The following is a 14,880-nucleotide window of genomic DNA, read 5'->3' as shown; positions in this document are numbered from 1 at the left end:
GCGGAGTGACAGCAGAGCGAGCCGACCAGCCCGGCGGTCGCTCGACGTATCTGATCGGCGGGCGCCGGGTTACGGTTCCAGATTTATTGGACGCCGGTCTTATTCAGCCTGGCGCGAAGCTCAGGTTCAAGCGCAACCGGATCGGCGTGACCTACGACGCGACAATCACCGACAAGGGACGCATCCGGCTCGAGCCCGACGGCGAGGAATTCCGCTCACCGTCCCGGGCGGCGATGGTGGCCGCCGGGATGGGAGCCGTCGACGGGTGGCGGGCGTGGTTTGTGGTCGAGCAGGATCGGATGTTGGACGCCGTACGTCAGGAGTTGCTCGACCGAGTGATCTCGAATGTTGCGGCCGCTGCGCACCGGCACAATGAGGATGTGGTGGGTCGGCGTATCCACGAGCGCCTGAGGCAGGCCCGCAGGCATGCAGACGAGCATGAGCCCGAACGCATTTCGGTCCGTGAACTGCTGTCGCTGTGGGGAGCATCGGACCGCGGAGATCAAGTCAGCCGGATCGAGGCGGATCTGGCCAACCACGGACTGGTGACCTCACCCAGCTTCCGAGCGGTAACTCTGGACACGATGGTGTCACTGACCACGCCGCCCAGCGAGGCGGAGGGGAACACGGTGGCGGGTCCGTCCGTCCTCGACGACGTCCCGGTCGCCGAGGACGACGAGGGGGAGCGTGATCTCGATGTCCGCCTGACGGTCGGGAATCTGTCACCCCTGCTCGGGGTCGAGTCCGTCGGGCCGAACAGCACGCTCGAAGAAGCGATCACCAAGATGCTTTTGAATGATTTCTCCCAGCTCGCCGTCCTTAGCGGCCCTCGTAATCTGCGCGGAGCGGTCACATGGCGCTCGATCGTCCAAGCGATGCACCAGAAGCCCGATGCGAGTCTCGCCGATGCGATCGACCCGCATGTGGAGGTCGTCGACTACGAACGCGATCTCTCCGATGTCCTACCCACGCTGCAACAGTGCGAATTCGTGTTCGTCCGGGACGAGAACAAGGTCATTAAAGGCATCGTCACGACGGCCGACGTGGCTCAGCGCTACGGCGAGATGGCGACCCCGTTCTTCCAGTTGGGGGAGCTGGATCAGACACTGCGCTGGATCCTGAACCGCACCTTGGATATTCGGACCGTCCAACGACTCTGTGACCGGAAGATCACCAGTTTCGACCAGCTCTCGGTGGGTGACTACCGCCGTATGCTGGAGAACAGAGAGGTCTGGGAGAAACTGGGCTGGCCGTTGGACCGCTCCGCATTCATCTCCCGGCTGGAAGAGATCCGGCTCATCCGCAACAAGGTTATGCACTTCCATCCCGACCCGGTGCCCGAGGTCGCCGTCGACAAGCTACGGAGGTTCAACAATTTGCTGCACCGGTATCGTGATCCGGAGTAATCGGACGGTGACTTACCGTCGGCCGGTGAGAGATTGCCGGAACATATGAATTCGTGTTGTGTTCGGAGCCCGTATCGATGCCCTGCTGGGCGACAAGCAGAAGGTGGCCGCGGCTTCGCTTAGTACCAAAGCGATGGGGACGGTCAGCCACGTCCTGCCCACGCCGTTTCCGAGGACGGAGGTCCGTTGGTGCTGGAACGTGCGGTGGTCCGATTGTTACGCCGAGCGGCACGGTGACGAATCGGCCGATCCAAAGGTGAACTGCACCCCCGTGATCGGAGTGGATGTTAGGCAGCGCCAGCGCTACCGAAGAGATAGCGGGTGCCGTGGAAAGCACGACTGGATTGGTCGCGAGCGCCCGGTGGCCGACGGCGGAGACCGCAGTAATTCGCAGGTGAGAGACGATATCCAGCGTGCCTAGAACTTGCCAAGACAGGCCGATACAAGGCGGACCAGGCAATACGAGCCGGACGTTGAAAGGCCTCTGACCTGGACGGGAGAACACCAGCCGGAGACCCCAGGATGAATTCCAGTTCCCTGGGGGTCAGGTGGTCGCAGGTTCAAATCCTGTCAGCCCGACAGTGAAAACCCCTTCTGACCTGGTCAGAAGGGGTTTTCTGTTGTAGATGCCACTGGTGGGATTCGAGGCTACTCCACAGAAACGTCACACTTTGGCCTCCTTACCGGTCAGTGGCCCATCGTTCGAGCACGTCCCGGTTGTCGGGCGCCGTCTCAGGGATGTCGATGTAGTGCTTCTTGGCCACCGTCTCGGTGTTGCTACAAGACCCTGGCCGAGGAGATCGGGCTGACCGTCGCCCGCCATCAACGCTACGGGTGGTCGCTGACCACCCTCCCACGCGGAACAGCCCGCCAATACCACGGCGAGATCACCCTGCTCGCTAACGCGATCGTGGCCCACCGGCGACCCGAGCACGGCGCACCCGACACCAACGATATAGCCGCCGCAGATCTCGACCGCGACGCTGCCGCCGCAGCGGTCGCCAGCAGCGAGACGAACTCGCGCCAGATCCGCCGCGACCGCAACGGCCAATCGCTGGAGTGCCGGTGCCGACCACCACGGCGACTGCGCGGATACCCGCGCGCCGAACAGCGTTGGATTTTCGGCGGAAACTACGGGGACCCGAAGGGATGGCGTGTTGAGCGCCTGGTCGTGGACCGGGGTCAGGCGGGGACGCCGGTGTACAGGTCGTAGGTGCCGTCGGCCTGCAGCTCGCAGACGTAGTGGGTGCCTCCGGTGCTGGGTGCCTGGCCGTCGGCCTCGCAGGCGGACAGGGTGGCGTAGTTGCCGATGTAGGTGCCGCCGGGGTTGGCCGCGGCGATGCCGGTGACGAGGGCGGCGGTGGCGCCGACCGCGAGGAGGCAGGTGGCGAGGGTGGTGGCGATCTTGTTCATGGCTGTCCCTTTCGGTCGTTGTATCGAGCATCAGATACGGAACAGTCTGTTTGTGGAGATTCGGAGCCGCTAGGGTAGTGATCTACTCGATCGTGGTGGCGGCGCGATGACGGTGCGCGATGTCGGAGCCCACCGGGAAGGCTCGGGTCGATCTCGACTGATCGAGCTGTGGTGTTGCAGGTTCGAGCCGTCGACCTCGTCGAACTCGATGATGTAGAGCTCGATGATGTAGAGGGTGTCGACGCAGCTGCCAGAGGTTGTCGGCGTAGGGCGGAGGTTGTTGATGCGGTCAAGAACGACCACCGAGAAATAGGCGCACAGGCGCTGTGACACGAACGAAAACGGCCACGCCGTGATGGCGCCGCCCAGTTGGCGATTTACGCCCAACACGTAACTACGCAGCGCGCCCGACCGCAGTCTGACCGCCGATAACCGCGCGCTAATCATCAGCATCCATTGGTATTCTGCTCTTCATGCCGAAGCGGTCGAATATCTTTCAAGAAGTCATAGCCATAATTCATGCTCATATCAGCGATGAGAAGGCTACTGTGACCGAGTCGAAAGAGCTAGTCGATCGCGTTGCGGGTCAACTACGTGAAGTCGATATCTGTATCGAGCAGGAAATGTCGGGTCAGAATATCGTAATCGGGATCGAATGTAGGGATCACGGTCGGAAACCGACTATTGAATGGGTAGAGCAGATGTACGGAAAGCATGCTCTTCTGACCGATAAGCTAGTTCTCATCTCGAGAACGGGATTCACAGCGCCAGCGCTGGTAAAGGCCAAGGCCTTGCGTATCAGCACGATCCGCCTGGAGGCAGAGGTTCCGAGAGCTTGCAAGGGCAGCTGACTAACTTGCTCGATGCGGTATGGGCAAAGACCTTTAAGCTCACTGCGCGCAAGGTGAAGTACTCCCTTCTGCTACCCGATGGTAGCTTCGTGGAGTATCAAAGCTACGAAGATGGACCGTCTCCGATAGATATCTACCTCGAGAATGGCGATATTATTGATGGTAGCGAATTCATGCGACTCGTACTGGAGAGTGTACCGCCAGATCATCCTGTCTATCGTGATGCATTAGGTCATGAGAAGAACTTTGTGATCAATCTTCAGAGTGGCGGTATTCTAATTGCCGAGACTGGAGAAGTTGTCGATATTTACGTCCGGGAGTCCAGCGGGGCGTTTATGGCGAAGGTTGTGCACATCGAAGTCTCCGGTTCGTTCGATGTGCACGTTCAGGAGGTCCTGATGACACATTCTGACTTCGATGGGGTCGCCTACTCTGCAGGTTCAGCAAAGATCGGCGATGACGACGTCCTGATCGTGACTACCCAGATGCCGGATGGTGAACAAAAGGCCAAGCTCCGCGTCAAATGGGGCACGCTGCCAACGACGTGACCTCCGGCCCGGTGTCTCGACGGCCATTCAGCGACCATCAGCGCCGGGTCGGTTCACAATGTGCGAACGGCGGTGGGCTGCAGAACATCCGGGGAAGCGAGATTGCAATGCCAGAAGTGCGCGGGATTGCCCTGGGTTTCGAGCAGGGTGATCTGGTCCAGGATCTGCTGAACTTCGGAGGTTTGCTGGTTGCCGATCGCGTCGCGGGTGGGCTGGAAGTTCAGATGGGTGTTCAGCTGCTCGGCGCACCAACTCCACCCGGTCCCGGCATCAGCCAGGGTGTCGGTTTTGGCGTTGGGCCACACCTCGCCCTCGACGTAGTCGACGATCTTGTCCCACCACGATGGTGTCCCCGAATCCCGCCATACAGGTTGGGGATCTCGGGACGTTTCATCCACTCCAAAGAGCCCGGTGGAAACGCGATGTCATCGGGGGCGTCACCGAGAGCTGGTTGGCGTTGGTCGAGCCATCCAGCCGGTAGCAGAATCACCCGTATTGAGCGGGGTCCCAGGTACGGGTCGGCTTGTTGGTGATGATGAACCGCAATGCCTTGATCATGATGTCACCTCCTTCCTGGGGCTCGGTCGGGCGCGGACAGGGCTTGTGGGGTACGCCGCAGGGTGAACGGCCTGGGGGTCGCGGCATTGGTCACGATCGGGCGGGTATCACCGCCGCCAATGACGCGCAGAGAGGTGTTCTCGATGAGGGTGGTGGCTGCATCGGTGACCAGATCGTGGGCGACCGCGGCGCCGGCGCAGGTGAAGGGGCCGGAACTGAAGGGCACAAATGGGCCGTGTTCGCTCGGTCGAATCCAGCGGTCGGGTTGGAATGCCCCTGGTCTGGTCCAGTGTTTATTGTCGTGATGGAGCAGATAGGGGCTGACGGACAGCAGGTCGCCGGTCTGGAAGGCGATCCCCCCGAACTCGGCGGGATAGGGGACTGGACGGCTGACCATCCAGGAGACCGGCCGGTGCCGCAGGGCCTCACGTACCACCCAGTCGACGGGCCAAGGCCATGGTGAGCCAGGAGAGTGGAGACTGCCCAGCAGCACCGACCACGCGAGCGAGTAGCCCAGCGGTCCCACAATGGACCGGAACATCAGCACATACAGCTGCGCCACCGTTGTATCGGCAACGCCGTCGGGACAGGCACCGATCACGGCATCGAGCAGATCCCGTGGTTCGGCTTCCGCAGTGCGGCCGGTGGCACTGCGCCGGTCCCGGATCTGCTCGTTCAGCGCGGTGGACAGCTTGGCGCGCAGCAGCTGCGCCCGCGCCCGCTGCGCCATTCGGGCCGGGCGAAGCGCGCCCACGCGTGCATTTCGCTCCAGTAACTGCCGCAACTCGGGAGAACCATCGGGGTGCAGCAACACGTCCGCGGTGCACCGATACACCAGCTCGACCCCCGCTGCGGGCCAGCGGGTGACGGAGGGCATTTCGATCACCGCCGCCGCCAGGGACTCGCGATACTCGGGCGTATGCGTCCGCAGAATCGCGCGCACCGCGCGGCCGAAATCGACCTGAGCAGACCGCGAAGGCAGCATAGAACCGAAGAATCCGGACTTCCCCGCATTGAAAGCGCGGTCACTCAACACCGTCAGCGCCAGACCCGTATCGCCGACACACCACCCGCCCCACGGCAGCCCGAACACCTCTACCGGGCTGGTCCGGCGCAGATTCTCGAGGAAACCCAACGGATCACGCCGGAATCGGCGCATCTCTGCAAAACCCATCGGACGGTCCTCTCATAGAGAGGGTGAGCGATTCATCAGATGTTTTCGAGCGGATTTATCCACTGGCTGTGCGTACAAACGCAGATCAAGCATAGTCTCGACTAATTTTACAAGCGAGGCCATGGAGGTCGACCACGAGGCGAGTACCCCGGCACCGCCGGGGCCTATCGAACACTGTGCCAGCAGTGATATCGGTTCACGATCACCCGCGACCGCCGGCAACCGGTCATTGAGGTCTAACCGGTGCAAACCTGATCCGCCTCGGCGAGGGTTCCCGTTGCCAGGCGCGCGTACATGAACATGTCGCGGCGTCGATTGCCGACCTTCTGCCACGATCTGAGGAGCCCTTCGCATTCGAAACCGGCTCTCTCCGCAGTGCGGATCGAAGCGCGGTTCCAAGGTTCCACATAGAGCTGGAGCCGTGGGATATGCAGCTCTTCCAGTGCCCAGGTAGCCATTGCCGCCAGAGCATGCGCGGCGACGCCATGGCCGCGGGCCGAGCGGACCACCCAGTAGCCGAGCGATGCGCGGCCTTCGTCGATGTCCTTCAACCACAGGTCGATACTTCCCAGTGGGGTGTTGTCCCGTCGCCGGACGATCACCATCGGGTATCCGGTTCGATCGGTCGCTCGTTGCCACTGGCGTTCGATAAACCGCGTTGCGGCCTCGCGCGAGAAGGTCGCCGGCGCCGTGGTTATAGGAATCAGGTCGTCGGCAGAGGCTTCCCTAACAAGCTCGAGATCTGCCGCAGACAACGACCACGGGCGGAGTTCCAAGTCTGCGGTGGCTCTCAGATGCGGTATTTGCAGAGCATCGTCCATGGTCAGCCTCCCCACAATAGGCACAGGATATCGGCCCGGCGGACGCGTTTGTCGTCGACGAGCATGCCTTGAATCGCGCGAAGCGCGGGCTGGGTCGGCGTGTTGGCGAGGATACCGCCGTCGACCGCGAAACGGGACAGATTCGCTGTCTTGCCCTCTGCCCAGTCTGCGAATTCCGCCATATCAGGTCGGCCAGCAACGACGGTGTCAACTGGGATAACGTGGGCTCGAAGGCGACCGGGAAGGACGCGGTGGCTCGAACGGCCAGCGCAAGCGCTTCGACAGTGGCGGGCACATTCATCTCGCAGAAATGGTGGCCTCCCTCGGCGGGAGGGACATCGATGCGTCGCCGTGGTCTGACGTCCGAGTAGGTTGATGAGGCGTCCATCTCTATGGGCTGGGTTCCACCGCCTGGATCTGGCGACCGGCACCCTGGCCCGCCACCGCCACTCTGACAGAAGTGACGAACTGAGCGGCGTCCAGAACCACTGAAGCCGGACTCAGGAGGGGCGAGCTCCCCTCTCTGGCCATAGCGAGGGCACGTGATTGCTGGCTGATGCCGATTATGTGGTGTCGGGGTTCGACTCTCGGAGGAGGGCTGGGCTCTGACGCGATGGGTTCAGTGTGGCGGTGGCCCGGTCTCGGTCGGGAGGGCGGCGTCGAGTAGTGCCCGTGCTGCTGCGTGCGCATAGTCGTAGCAGCCGGTGTCGTTGAGAACCATCGAGCGACTTGCGGCGCCGTCGGCCAGGAGTGCGAGTTGCTCGCCCAGGGTTCGAGGGTCGGTGACGCCGAGTGTGGCCAGGAGTTCGGTGAGGCGGGTGAGCATGCGGAGTTTTTGCGTGGCCGCGTATTGATGGGCGGGGCTGTGGGGGTCGGGGAATTCGGCTGCGGCGTCGATGAAAGGGCAGCCGCGGATCGGGGCGTCGGCCTCGACCGGAAAGCAGAACAGGGCCAGCAGGCGGTCCCGGGGAGGCAGATCGTCACGGTCCAGAATGGCTTCGATCGTGCGGCCGGATTCGGCCATGTGCCGCAGATAGCTGACGACCAGGTCATCTTTGGTCGGGAAGTGTTGGTACAGAGTGCGTTTGGAGACAGGGGCGGCGGCGGCGACCTGTTCCATACTCGTCGCGGTGAGGCCCTGCGTCTCGAAAAGTGCTGTGGCCGCGGCAATGACGCGTTCGCGACCGCCGCGGCCGTGGCGGCGCTGGACCGTCGGTCGCTCACTCATTTCTGAAGTGTACACAACCGTTTACTTAACATGTTTGCGCGTGATAGTCTCGCTGCGCCATGTAAACGAATCCGTTTACATAAGAGCCGGACCGCGAAGAGGAGATCATGATTGATCAGGGTGTGACCAGGCGAAAAGATCTGTCCCGCTACGCCGAAGAGCTGATCCGTGGTCGGCGAGCCGTCCGGTCCTTCCGCCCGGATCCCGTGCCGGAAGACACGATGCGCGCCGTGTTCGCCTTGGCGGGTGCCGCGCCGTCGAATTCCAATACTCAGCCCTGGACCGTCGAGGTGGTCAGCGGCCCGGCGCGCGACCGGTTGAGCGAGGCGTTGCTGGCGGCGCACACACAGCAGCGTCTGTCCGTGGATTTCCCTTTCCGGGAGGATCTCTACACCGAGCTACATCGCCGGCGCCGCGAGGACTTCGGCGAGACCGTCTACGGGGCGCTCGGTATCGCCCGTGACGATAGCCAGGCACGCGAGGCGCACAACGCGGAAAGCCTCCACTTCTACGGAGCCCCGCACGTCGCGCTGATCTTCGCCCCACCCGTCGCCGACGAGCGAATGGCGGCCGACATCGGCATGTACAGACAAACCCTGCTGCTGGCCATGACCGCCTATGGAATTGCCAGCTGCCCACAGGGTTTGCTCGGATTCTACGGGGACACGATTCGCCGCCAACTGGGAATCGTCGACGGCAAGGTGCTGTTCGGAGTGTCTTTCGGATACGCGAACACCGCGGCCCCGGTCAACCGGGCCAGGACCGCCCGCGCGAAACTTTGCGAGACCACCAGGTTCCACCGCTAGATCTCCTCCGGCCCTTCGCTTTTCGCGCCGAGCCGAATGCCAGCTCAGATGCGAACCTCCGCTCGTGCGGTCGGCGGTGATGACGTCGCCACCATGCTGCTAGGGATGTTGCAGGCTCAGGGTTCCGAGCGGGCGTACTCGGCGGGTGTGAGGCCGTAGGCCTTCTTGAAGGCGCGGATGAAGTGGCTGCTGTCCGCGAACTGCCAGTAGGCGGCGAGCTCCGAGTTGCTCGGTCGGTTGCGTGAGGCGGTGAGCGCGAGCCTGGCCTCTTCCAGCCGCCGGCGGCGGATGTAGGCGGTCACCGACTCGCCCGATGAGGCGAACGCCCGTTGCAGGGTGCGGACGGAGACGTTGAGTTGGCGTGCCAGCACTGCCGGAGAGAGTTCGGGGTGGGAGAGGTGGCGGTCCGCGAGGTCCCTCGCCGCCTGGGTGAGTGCGGGTGTCAGCCGGGGTTCAACGTCGTCGAATCGCCTCAGTGGCACGGCCTTGATCAGTTCGTGCAGGGCGGCGAGGGCGGCCTGTTCACCGGCGGGGCCGAGGTCGGGCAGTGTTGTGCGGATCATGTTCGCGTGGGCCACCAGCAACCGGATCTCGGCCGAGTCCGCCGATCCCGTAATGATCCGGTCCTGTAGCAGCGGTTGAAGCGTGGGCGACGGCATGGCGACGATGACCTTCGCCGCTGTGTTCGGCGCCATCTCGAAATGTGTCGGCTTCCTGAGACGCTGGAGCAGGAACTGCCCGCCCTGCACGGTGTGCTCACCGCGATCGGACCGGCCGTCCAGGGCGTAAGCGCCGCGCGCCACGATGTACAGCTGGGTTTCTCCTTCGACGCTGTCGGCCGGGCGGACTGTCCGGATGCCCGAGGCGCCGTGGATGTCGACCATCGTCAGGTCGTGCATGCTGACGGCATGGGCCCTGACCCGGAAGTCGTCGGTTGTGTCCGGGCTGAAGGTGGGCAGCGGCGACTCGGCGCCGAACTGTGCGTGCCACCCGCGCCGGTAAGTGTCGAATTCCCCCGCCGCGGTGCTCGGGGGAGTGGAGTCCATGGAAAACTCATTCTGGCGCAAATATTCCCTCCATATGACGCTGTGGTTCACGCGCGGGCGGTGCCGATCTTCCTACACTGCGACAGTAGCCCGACCGGGAGTCGACCTCGCGGGAGGGCGAAAAGAACTGTGCACCAACAGGCTTCGTGAGGTGGGTTTTGTGGCCGCAGTCGAGGTCCGGCATGTGATGGCCGGTGACCGGCAGAAGGTGTATGACCTGATCGCCGACGTGACTCGGATGAGTGAGTGGAGTCCGGAGTCGGCGGGAGCGCAGTGGCTCACCGGTGCGCCGGGCGCCGTCGGATCCACCTTCCGGGGGGACAATCGGCGCCCGTGGGTGAAGTGGAGCACGATCTGCACGGTGACGGTGGCCGACCCGGGAAAACGCTTCGCTTTCGCCGTGCGCGCGGCGGGCCGTCCGGTGTCGACGTGGGAGTACGAGATCGCCCCGCGCCCGCAGGGATGCGAGGTCATCGAGCGCGTCTTCGACCAGCGCTCCCTGTTCTACAAGGTGACCTCGGTGGTCACCACCGGTCTGGGACGACGCTCAGTGCGCAACCGGCGGACGATGGAGCAGACCCTGGCCGCGTTGGCGCGCTTCGTGGAACGTTGATGAGCCACGCAAGCCTCGACCACCGGGATTGCGGTTCGTAGCGCCCGCCCGGGCGCTCTCGTGATCGCAATCGATTGCGGCGGTTCGGTATTCGTTGTGACGCCGATTCCCGACCATGAGCCTGATGCGCGGAGCGATCGTGGAACTGGCCGGTGCGGCGCTCGCCCTGATGTTCGGCGAATCAACCGGAACCGCGATGGCTTCGGCTGCGCGGACCGCGCGCCGGTCTCCTGACCCCTAGCGCGTGCAGCTGTCGGTCAACCACATAGCCGCGAATCCGGAGTATAGGAGGAAGCGAAGTGGTATTTATAGCCCGACTACGGGCCGTAGTGGGTGCCGTCGGGATCACTCGGGGCGGCTCCGCATCGCCGAGCTGCGCGGCGGTGCCGGTATCCGAGGCATGGGTTCGCGAGCTTCGGCAGGGGCTGGAAGAGCGCCATGCCACCGAGGCCGGTGCGGCCCGGGCAACCTCGCCGGTGCTCGAGGCCGCCGCGCTGGCGATGGATGCCATCGACGCTCTGGTGTGGCTCAGCGACGCTCCGTCCGGCGAAGCGCAAGGCCCCGTGTGGGATTCAGTCCTCCAAGCCCTCGCGCGTGCCTACTACCTCGCCGAAGGAGCAAGTCTTCAAGGAAACCGTTACGTCGGTACCTACCCTTGGCACCGGGCAACCGGCACGACCGCATCAGACGGCACCGCCGCTGACTTCGCCGCCGGTCGATCCTCGGCCGATACGGCGTTGTGGCAGCGCGCACTGCGGCATTGCCGCAGGTGACTAGTCGATCGTTCCGCAGCCTGACGACCAGGAAGTAGTTGTGAAGGTGAGCAAGCATGTCGTGATCTCGGTGTCGGCCGTGGTGGCGCTTGCCGCCGCTGCCGGCACGGTGAACGCGGCACCGCTTGCCCGACACTGCGGTGGCCACCAGCACCACGCGCGCCACCGTCGGCACTCTGTTGGAAAAATCGGCGGCGTCGGAGGCTGCGTCGTTGGCGGTCTCGCGGGCGCGGCCGTTGCTGGTCACCGTGCCTGCCGCAATCCTGGCCGCGGCCTGTACTCCGCCCCCGTGGAACGGCCATTCGGTCCGGCGCAGGCAAATAGACATCCGGAGCAGGTCACGCGCCGCGGACGCTCAGTCCGACGTCACCGATGCTGCCCGGTGTGAGGTATCGGGATGGGCTCGACGCCGTGGCTGAAGCGATGGTGCGACGGCGCGCCGCGCAGCACGACTCCGCTTTCGTCGGTCATGCCTTCTGTTGGTGACCTCGAATCCGTCGGAGTGGCAGCAGGACCGCCGGTTTCCAGGTTCGTGCGACTGGTCGGCATTCCCGAATGCTGTTCGGGGCCGGGGATGCCGATGTGTCGGCTCGCTTGCGTCACCGTGTCCAGAATCGGTGCTGCCTCGGCGGCACGGCCGACGGCGGTCAGCGCGCGCGCATACACCTGCATCGCCTGTAGGCGTCGCACCGCAGCGGAGACCTCGGTGAGTGCCTGCACGGCCTCCTCAGCGATCTGCATCGCGGTGTCGGCATCGCCGCTACCGAGGGCGACCTCGGCCAGTCGGGTCAGTGCGCATCCCTCCTGGTGTCGGCTGCCGTGTCGGCGGGCCACGTCGAGCGCCTGCGCGCACAGCTTGCGGGCGTGGACGGAGTCCCCGCGCTGCAGTATCGCGAATCCCAACTCGTGCAACGCCATCGACTCGATCCGCAGACTGCCGACCTGCAGCGCGATGAGCAGGGCCTGCTCGGCGGCCTCGGCGGCCTCGGCCCAGCACCCGGCGTCGCAGCACGCCCGAGCGATCGCCGCCCAGCTCACCCCCTCACCGAACCGGGTCCCGGCCTCGGCGCCCAGTTCGATGGCGCGGCGGTGATGTTCGATGGCGGCATCCGTCTTGCCCCGGTAGTCCATGACTGTGCCGAGCGCCTGCTCGGCGAGAATGGCGCTGGTCAGGTCTCCCCCTTCTTGCAGAACCGCCCCGGCGTGGCGGAGTGCGTGTTCGGCGCTCAGATCGCCCGTGCCGATCAGCCGCGCGGTGGCGGCGGCCAGCTCGGCCCTGGCCATGGTCCGGTGGTCCCCGGCCGCTCGGCTCAGCGCTTCGAGCGCCTGCGCCACCTGGGGTAGATGCTCGCCCGCATCCCCACCTACCGCGAGCAACAGCGCGAGATCGACTGCGAGCGTACGGGTCTGGGCATCAGGATGCTCGGCCACCTGCCGGTAGAGTGTGACCAGCCCGAACCGCTCGGCGAACGCCCATGCGGTGCAGTGTCGTTCGTCGGTGTACCGTTGCCCCGCTGCCCTGGTGGCGGCGTAGAAATCTGCGCCCAGACCCGGATCGCGCAGTTCCGCAATGTTTTTCGCGCTCGCGAGATAGAAATCGACCAGCCGGTGCAGGGCCTGCGGCCATTCGAGCTGCTGCGCTGGCTCCGCCACGCTGCGTGCGTAGAGGCGCAGTAGATCGTGATAGCGGTAGCGGCAGAACTCCGGTGTCTGCAGCATGCCCAGGTCGACGAGGGTTTCGCAGAGGCGTTCGGCCTCGGCCATCTCTCGGTCGAGCAGTGCGGCGATGGCGGCGATGGGCAAATGGGGCGCATCGCAGAACGCGACGAGGACGAACGCGCGCGACAACTCGGGGTCGAGCCGACGGTAACTGGCCCGGAACGCGAGCTCCACACTGGTGTTGCCGACCGCGAGTTCGGCCAGCCGGACGTGCTCGTCGGCCAGGCGCTCGGCGAGAGCGGCGAGCTGCCGGCCGGGCCGACTGGCGAGCCGCGCTCCGATGATGCGCAGCGGCAGGGGGAGGTGGCCGCAGGCGCGCAGGATCGCCTGTGCCGCTTCCGGTTCGGCGGACAACCGTGGCGCGGACACCATGCGCTCCAGTAGCGTCCATGCCTGGTCCGGGGTGAGGACGTCCAGGGGGACCAGCCGCGCATCGAATAATTCCGCCAGGCTCGAACGGCTGGTGACCAGCACCGCCGCCGCGCCCGGGCCCGGCAGCAACGCAGTGAGGTGAGCGGCGTCGCGGGCGTTGTCGAGCACCAGCAGGATGCGCTTACACGCTACGGTGGTGCGCCACAGCTCCGTTCGCTCCGCGAGCCCGTGCGGTAGCTCGCCGGGGTCGACGCCGATCGAGCGCAATGCGCCCGCGAGCAGCGTGTCCATCGATCGCGGACGCTCGTCCAGCCCGCCGAGGTCGAGATAGGTCACGCCGTCCGGGTAGTGGTCCCGTACGCGGTGCGCGAGATGCACTGCGAGCGTGGTCTTTCCGACACCGGCCATTCCGGTGATCGCCACGACCGCACGGCGGTCGGAGGTCTCGCCCAGCACGTCGGCCAGTTCGTGGACCAGATGTTCGCGTCCGACGAAGTCTGCGATGTCGAGGGGTAACTGCGTCGGGGTCCCGAGTTCTCCTTCGGCAGGCCGCAAGTCACGCACGGTGACCAGATGCGTGGCGCTGGGGATCGGTGGCTCTGTCTGCAGGAACTCCTGATGCAACCGGATCAGCCGCGGGCCGGGCTCCACGCCGAGTTCGTCGGCGAGCAGTCGACGTGCATTGTGAAAGACGTCGAGCGCCTCGGCCCGCCGCCCACTCCGGTACAGCGCGATCATCAGCAGTTCGTGCCATCGCTCGCCGTGTGGTTCGGCTTCGACGCGCGCCTCCAGCTCCGCGAGTGCGGCCGAATACCGATCCAGGTCCACCGCGACAACTATCGCGGCCTCGTGCAGGGTCGACCGCAGCCGGCGCAGGCGGGCCCGCTCCTCCTCCACCCACGGTCCGGGCAGGCCGACCAGTGGATCGCCGCGCCACAGTTGTTGTGCGGCAGTCAGTTTCTCGTTCGCCTCACCGGCCGCGCCGGAGTCGCGGTCGGATTCGGCGGCCGCGAGCAGCGCCTCGACTGCGGAGGCATCGGACTCGACCGGCAGTCCGAGCCGGTAGCCACCGCGAATCGAGTCGAGCCATTTCGTCCCGGCGCCCGGGTGGCCGTGGTGCTCGAATTGGCGGCGCAGGGCGTGCATATGGTTGCGCAGCACACCGAAGGCCGACGACGGAGGCCAATCGCCCCACAGACGTTCGGCCAGCTGCGTCGTCGACAGGGTTCGTCCCGGCTCGGCCGCGAGGATGGCAAGCACGGCCAGCTGCTGCGGTGCCGTGATATCCAGCTGACGGCCCTCCAGTCGCACCTCCACCGGTCCCAACAGGTTCAGCCGAAGCTCCCCGGGCTTGGCATCGCCGATACCTGGGCTCTGCTGCGCTGCCATACAAGTTCCTCACATTCGATTCACTCTGACGAGGCACTCCCTGGCATGCCGGACGAAGGCGGCCGACACCGCCCACCAGCGGAGCGACCTTCGGGTCGATATCGCGCAGCGGCCGTTTCACCTCGTCGGTCGGTGACCGGGTCCGGTATCGGTACGGAGTCGA

14 protein-coding genes are annotated in these 14,880 nt (G+C 64.9%); 6 read left to right on the top strand and 8 right to left on the bottom strand.

Translation table 11 applies throughout. The annotated features are described in order from the left end of the window. The first annotated feature begins 5 nt into the window (after positions 1 to 5). Positions 6 to 1,406 carry a CBS domain-containing protein gene (locus tag ACQP1G_RS30610; RefSeq protein ID WP_433193068.1) on the top strand — a complete coding sequence of 467 codons (1,401 nt, stop codon included), beginning with the start codon at positions 6 to 8 and terminating at the stop codon, positions 1,404 to 1,406. A 1,182-nt stretch (positions 1,407 to 2,588) separates the two neighbouring features. Here the strand turns inward: ACQP1G_RS30610 and ACQP1G_RS30605 are convergent. Beyond that, positions 2,589 to 2,819, bottom strand: coding sequence for a hypothetical protein (locus ACQP1G_RS30605; protein ID WP_433193067.1), 231 nt, complete (start codon positions 2,817 to 2,819; stop codon positions 2,589 to 2,591). Positions 2,820 to 3,292: 473 nt separating this feature from the next. On the opposite strand from ACQP1G_RS30605, the gene ACQP1G_RS30600 reads away from it, so the two are divergent. Next, entirely contained in the window at positions 3,293 to 3,670 is a 378-nt protein-coding gene (locus tag ACQP1G_RS30600; RefSeq protein WP_433193066.1) for a hypothetical protein, read from the top strand. Continuing rightward, the gene (locus ACQP1G_RS30595) at positions 3,655 to 4,218 is read left to right on the top strand and encodes a hypothetical protein (RefSeq protein ID WP_433193065.1); all 564 of its coding nucleotides are present in this window, start codon (positions 3,655 to 3,657) and stop codon (positions 4,216 to 4,218) included. Before ACQP1G_RS30600 ends, ACQP1G_RS30595 begins: the two co-directional genes overlap by 16 nt. A gap of 53 nt (positions 4,219 to 4,271) precedes the next feature. Here the strand turns inward: ACQP1G_RS30595 and ACQP1G_RS30590 are convergent, their stop codons facing one another. The 5 genes from ACQP1G_RS30590 to ACQP1G_RS30570 form a co-directional block, all read right to left on the bottom strand. Next, complete coding sequence (locus tag ACQP1G_RS30590; protein WP_433193063.1) at positions 4,272 to 4,616, bottom strand: hypothetical protein; 345 nt, start codon at positions 4,614 to 4,616, stop codon at positions 4,272 to 4,274. 164 nt (positions 4,617 to 4,780) lie between these two features. Then, on the bottom strand, positions 4,781 to 5,950 hold the full coding sequence (locus ACQP1G_RS30585) for a cytochrome P450 (protein ID WP_330252376.1): 1,170 nt from the start codon (positions 5,948 to 5,950) through the stop codon (positions 4,781 to 4,783). A gap of 236 nt (positions 5,951 to 6,186) precedes the next feature. After that, positions 6,187 to 6,771, bottom strand: a complete 585-nt coding sequence (locus ACQP1G_RS30580) for a GNAT family N-acetyltransferase (protein ID WP_433193062.1) — start codon at positions 6,769 to 6,771, stop codon at positions 6,187 to 6,189. Positions 6,772 to 6,773: 2 nt separating this feature from the next. Then, positions 6,774 to 6,953: a hypothetical protein gene (locus ACQP1G_RS30575; protein WP_433193061.1), complete on the bottom strand. Its 180-nt coding sequence runs from the start codon at positions 6,951 to 6,953 to the stop codon at positions 6,774 to 6,776. Positions 6,954 to 7,390: 437 nt separating this feature from the next. Beyond that, positions 7,391 to 7,999 carry a TetR/AcrR family transcriptional regulator gene (locus ACQP1G_RS30570; RefSeq protein ID WP_433193059.1) on the bottom strand — a complete coding sequence of 203 codons (609 nt, stop codon included), beginning with the start codon at positions 7,997 to 7,999 and terminating at the stop codon, positions 7,391 to 7,393. Positions 8,000 to 8,106: 107 nt separating this feature from the next. On the opposite strand from ACQP1G_RS30570, the gene ACQP1G_RS30565 reads away from it, so the two are divergent. Beyond that, a complete protein-coding gene (locus ACQP1G_RS30565) occupies positions 8,107 to 8,805 on the top strand; it encodes a nitroreductase (protein WP_433193058.1) in 699 nt (232 codons plus the stop codon). 116 nt (positions 8,806 to 8,921) lie between these two features. Here ACQP1G_RS30565 and ACQP1G_RS30560 read toward each other — a convergent pair whose 3' ends face one another. Beyond that, entirely contained in the window at positions 8,922 to 9,851 is a 930-nt protein-coding gene (locus tag ACQP1G_RS30560; RefSeq protein WP_433193057.1) for a helix-turn-helix domain-containing protein, read from the bottom strand. 160 nt (positions 9,852 to 10,011) lie between these two features. On the opposite strand from ACQP1G_RS30560, the gene ACQP1G_RS30555 reads away from it, so the two are divergent. Further along, a complete protein-coding gene (locus ACQP1G_RS30555; protein ID WP_433193056.1) occupies positions 10,012 to 10,464 on the top strand; it encodes an SRPBCC family protein in 453 nt (150 codons plus the stop codon). Between the two features lie 299 nt (positions 10,465 to 10,763). Beyond that, positions 10,764 to 11,237, top strand: a complete 474-nt coding sequence (locus ACQP1G_RS30550) for a hypothetical protein (RefSeq protein WP_433193054.1) — start codon at positions 10,764 to 10,766, stop codon at positions 11,235 to 11,237. 366 nt (positions 11,238 to 11,603) lie between these two features. Here ACQP1G_RS30550 and ACQP1G_RS30545 read toward each other — a convergent pair whose 3' ends face one another. After that, entirely contained in the window at positions 11,604 to 14,717 is a 3,114-nt protein-coding gene (locus tag ACQP1G_RS30545; protein WP_433193053.1) for an AfsR/SARP family transcriptional regulator, read from the bottom strand. Between the last annotated feature and the right edge of the window lie 163 nt (positions 14,718 to 14,880).

The sequence above is a fragment of the Nocardia sp. CA-107356 genome (genome assembly GCF_050946365.1).
In the GTDB taxonomy this organism is placed as follows: domain Bacteria; phylum Actinomycetota; class Actinomycetes; order Mycobacteriales; family Mycobacteriaceae; genus Nocardia.
The sequence above is the reverse complement of the archived record's forward strand: the minus strand, read 5'-3'. Positions and strand labels throughout refer to the sequence as shown.